Source organism: Streptomyces sp. MB09-01, assembly GCF_033794505.1.
Taxonomy (GTDB): domain Bacteria; phylum Actinomycetota; class Actinomycetes; order Streptomycetales; family Streptomycetaceae; genus Streptomyces.
This window is the reverse complement of record NZ_JARAYQ010000447.1, coordinates 1-3,959: the sequence shown is the minus strand read 5'-3', so window position 1 is coordinate 3,959 and position 3,959 is coordinate 1. Positions and strand designations below refer to the sequence as shown.

The 3,959-nt window shown below is 71.7% G+C and carries 4 protein-coding genes; 1 reads left to right on the top strand and 3 read right to left on the bottom strand.

Annotated features, from left to right (window positions below; genetic code table 11):
* Positions 1-648: 648 nt before the first annotated feature.
* From PV721_RS41995 to PV721_RS41985, 3 genes are all read right to left on the bottom strand, one after another.
* Entirely contained in the window at positions 649-915 is a 267-nt protein-coding gene (locus PV721_RS41995; RefSeq protein WP_319733963.1) for a hypothetical protein, read from the bottom strand.
* 10 nt (positions 916-925) lie between these two features.
* Positions 926-1,639: a helix-turn-helix domain-containing protein gene (locus PV721_RS41990; protein WP_319733962.1), complete on the bottom strand. Its 714-nt coding sequence runs from the start codon at positions 1,637-1,639 to the stop codon at positions 926-928.
* Between the two features lie 77 nt (positions 1,640-1,716).
* Entirely contained in the window at positions 1,717-2,646 is a 930-nt protein-coding gene (locus PV721_RS41985; protein WP_319733961.1) for a diiron oxygenase, read from the bottom strand.
* 168 nt (positions 2,647-2,814) lie between these two features.
* Here PV721_RS41985 and PV721_RS41980 point away from each other — a divergent pair, with 168 nt between their 5' ends.
* A complete protein-coding gene (locus PV721_RS41980; RefSeq protein ID WP_319733959.1) occupies positions 2,815-3,930 on the top strand; it encodes a ferritin-like domain-containing protein in 1,116 nt (371 codons plus the stop codon).
* Positions 3,931-3,959: the final 29 nt, after the last annotated feature.

Here is a 3,959-nt window from a genome sequence, read left to right as displayed (position 1 = left end):
GGGGCGTCTCCTCGGGCGCCGAACGTGGCGGGGGGTCGGAGGGCCGGGGCACATGGCGTTCGACGCCCTGCGGGGAGCGCCCCGGCACGCACCCGTCCCCGGCGAAGGCGCTGTCCGGCGTCGCCGACTGCGTGACTGCCGCCTTCCGGCCGGCTGGGCCAGCCGCCCTGCGGGGAGCGCCCCGGCACGCACCCGTCCCCGGCGGAGGCGGTGTCGGGCATTGCCGACTGCGTGACTGCCGCCTTCCCGCCGACTAGGCCAGCCGCCCTGCGGGGAGGGCCCCGGCACGCACCCGTCCCCAGCGGAGGCGGAGTCGGGCGTCGCCGACTGCGTGACTGCCTTCCGGCCGGCTGGGCCAGCCGCCCTGCGGGGAGCGCCCCGGCACGCACCCGTCCCCGGCGGAGGCGGTGTCGGGCATTGCCGACTGCGTGACTGCCGCCTTCCCGCCGACTAGGCCAGCCGCCCTGCGGGGAGGGCCCCGGCACGCACCCGTCCCCAGCGGAGGCGGAGTCGGGCGTCGCCGACTGCGTGACTGCCTTCCGGCCGGCTGGGCCAGCCGCCCTGCGGGGAGCGCCCCGGCACGCACCCGTCCTCGCCCCTCCGTGGCTGCCGCCTTCCGGCCGGCGAGGCGGCCGGGGTGTGCCGGCGTCAGGTTCGGGGGGTCTTCGACCAGGGCCAGCGGGGCTTCGGTTTCTGGCCCGTCGGGCGGAATTCGTACTTCCAGCCCTTCTGGAGGCCCAGGCGCTTCGAGTAGCCCGACGGGACGCGTTCGTACAGCAGGACCGTCGGCGGGCCGTCCGGCGTGGGGACGGGGATCTCGTACCACTTCGGGGGGTGGCCGGTCGGGCCGAGGAGGATCGGGAGGACCCGGCCGTCCATCGGGCCGCCCTCGAAGGGGGTCGGTTGGCTTCTCACCCCACCAGTGTCACAGCAGGTGGGCGGCCTCGGAGACCACCGGGATCACGCGGCGGGCCAGGACCCCGACCGGGCCGTCCGCCGATTCCAGCGCGAGCGCGGCGCGCGCGGCCGCCGCGGTTTCCGGGTCGGTGGCCGCGGTGGCCGTCAGCAGGGCGATGAACTGGTCCAGCAGCCAGTCCCGGAGCCGGTCCACCTCCGGCTGCTTGCCCTCGTCGATCCATATCAGGGAGGCCGCCTCGACCGCCGTGATCCACGTACGAACCATCATGCGGAGCCGGGGGCCGGGGGACGGGACGCCCAGGTGGACGAGGATCTGGTCCGCCGCCGCCCGGCGGATGCCGTCCACCGTGGCCGTGGTGCGGGAGGTCTCCACGACGCTGCCGCCCTGGAGGAGGGCGGCGAAGCCGGCGTCGTGTTCGTCGACGAAGGCGAGGTAGCGGTCCAGGGCCCGGGCCAGGCGCTGGGTCAGGGGGCCCTGCTGGGGTTCGGCGAAGCAGAGTTCGAGGACGTCCGCCGCCGAGCGGAGGGCGGCCTCGTAGAGTTGCTGCTTGCCGCCCGGGAAGTAGCGGTAGACGAGCGGGCGCGAGACCCCGGCGGCCTCGGCGACGTCGTCGAGCGAGACCTCCTCCGGCGCCCGGTGCGCGAACAGCGAGAGGGCCGCGTCGAGGAGTTGGGCTCGCCGCTCCTCGACGCTGAGCCTGCGGTAGGCGCGTACGGTCATGACCGCAGGGTAGCCCGACGGTGGCCGCCCGGGCCCTGCCCGGGCGATCTCCGCTGCCCCGGGGCGCACGGCAGGATCTAGGCCAGGAGTCCGGAGCTCTTCCACAGCTTCCGGCCGACCCCGCGCAGGACGCCGATGTCGTCGAGGAAGTCGGTGAGCCGCTTCGCGCCGGTCTGCATGACCTCGCGGCGGTGGCCGCTCGCCCTGACCTGGGCGACGGCCTCGCGGCGGTCCAGGCCGACGTGGTCGTAGACGGCCGGGTTCACGAAGGCGAGGGAGAACACGCGGGCGGCCTCGCCGCAGCTGATGCGGGTGAGCTCCTGCTCCCAGCGCGGGGCCGTCAGCATCTGGCGGCGCAGTTCCTCGCGGGCGTAACGGACGTGCCGGGCCTCCTCGATGACGTGGATCCGGGTGACCCCGCGGACCAGCGGCTGGACGCGCTCGTCGGGGAAGGTCAGGCGCTGCATCCAGTCGAGGATCTCCTCGCCGAGGAGGGTGCAGGCGAAGGAGCCGGGGGTGGTGGAGACGGTCTTCAGGATCCGGGCGAGGTTGTGGTTGAGGCGGGAGACCGGGTACTCGGGGCTGCCGCTCTGCTTGATCATGCGGGCGAACATCATCGAGTGGCGGCACTCGTCGGCGATCTCGGTGAGGGCGTAGCGCACGTGGTTGCTGGTCAGGGCCTTGTCGTAGATGTGCCGGACCATCAGCTGCATCAGGATGATCTCGAACCAGATGCCGAGCGAGCCGAGCGCCGCCGCCTCGTGCCGGGAGAGGTCGATGCGCTGCTCCTCCCCCATCTTCTTCCACAGCGGGGTGTCGTAGAGGGAGAGCAGTTCGGGCGGCCAGTAGTACTTGCCCTCGACCATGGGGGCGTCCCAGTCGAGTTCCTTGTCTGGGTCGAAGGAGTGCTTGGCCGAGGATTCGAGCAGTCGCTCGGCGATCTGCTCCCGGTCCTTCAGCAGGCCGAGGGCGTCCCTGAGCGCGGCTCGTTCGGTCACGGTCGTCATGGTTTCGGACACCTCGTGGTCGAGTTACCGGCGGTCGCTTCTTATGAGACTGCCTGTCAGCAAGGTCGTCAATCCCCCGCGCAGGACTTGTTGACCCCGTGTCTACCAACGTGTGACCCTGCCAACTGTCCGTTCCCGCACGGCAGTACGTGAGACGAGGGGGCGTCAGTGTCGACGCACGAGCTCTACACCGAGGACCCGGGCGAAGCCGTCTGGCAGGTACCCGCCTCCGGTTCCGCCCGCTTCAACTGGGAGTACGACGACGGCCGCGAGCGGCTCCTCGCGCTCTACCAGAAGGGCAAGGACAAGCAGTGGGACGGCGCCAAGCGCATCGACTGGGACATCGATGTGGACCCGTACGATCCGCTCGGCACCCCCGACGAGGCGCTGACGCTCTACGGCACGCGGCACTGGGCCCGGCTCACCGAGAAGGACAAGGGCGAACTGCGCCGGCACTACGCCGCCTGGAACTTCAGCCAGTTCCTGCACGGCGAGCAGGGCGCGATGGTGTGCGCGGCCCGCATCGTGGAGTCGGTGCCGGACCTCGACGCGAAGTTCTACTCCGCCACGCAGACCATGGACGAGGCCCGGCACGCCGAGATCTTCGGGCGCTTCCTGCACGAGAAGGTCGGGATGCTGTACCCGATCAACGACAGCCTCCAGGGGCTGTTGGGCGACACCCTGCGCGACTCCCGCTGGGACATGCCGTACCTGGGCATGCAGGTGCTCATCGAGGGGCTGGCGCTCGCCGCCTTCGGCATGATCCGCGACACGACGGACAAGCCGCTGCCGAAGCAGATCCTGGCGTACGTGATGCAGGACGAGGCCCGGCACGTGGCCTTCGGGCGCATGGCGCTGCGCGACTACTACCGGCAGCTCACGGACGCCGAACTGCGCGAGCGCGAGGAGTTCGTCATCGAGGGCTGCTACCTGATGCGGGACCGGCTGCGCGGGGTGGAGGTGCTGGAGAACTTCGGTGTCCCGCGCAAGGAGGCGGAGGCGTTCACCGAGCAGTCGGAGTTCCTGCACCTCTTCCGGAAGCTGCTGTTCAGCCGGATCGTGCCGTGCGTGAAGGACATCGGGCTGTGGGGCGAGCGGCTCCAGCGCGCCTACCTGGACATGGGCGTCTTCGAGATGGGCGACTCCAACCTGGACCTCCTGATGAGCCAGGACGAGGAGATCGCCGAGGTCCTGGACCGCGAGCGCTTCGCGGCCGAGGAGGCGCGGCGGGTGGCGGAGGTCGAGGCGGCGGTGCGGGAGGGCGCCGATGACGGCTCCGCCTAGGACTGCGGGCCATCGGCGCCCTCCCGCAC

Bases quoted from the DNA above. Each gene is read 5' to 3' on its own strand.
- PV721_RS41985 (WP_319733961.1), bottom strand. From the start codon at position 2,646: ATGACGACCGTGACCGAACGAGCCGCGCTCAGGGACGCCCTCGGCCTG.
- PV721_RS41990 (WP_319733962.1), bottom strand. From the start codon at position 1,639: ATGACCGTACGCGCCTACCGCAGGCTCAGCGTCGAGGAGCGGCGAGCC.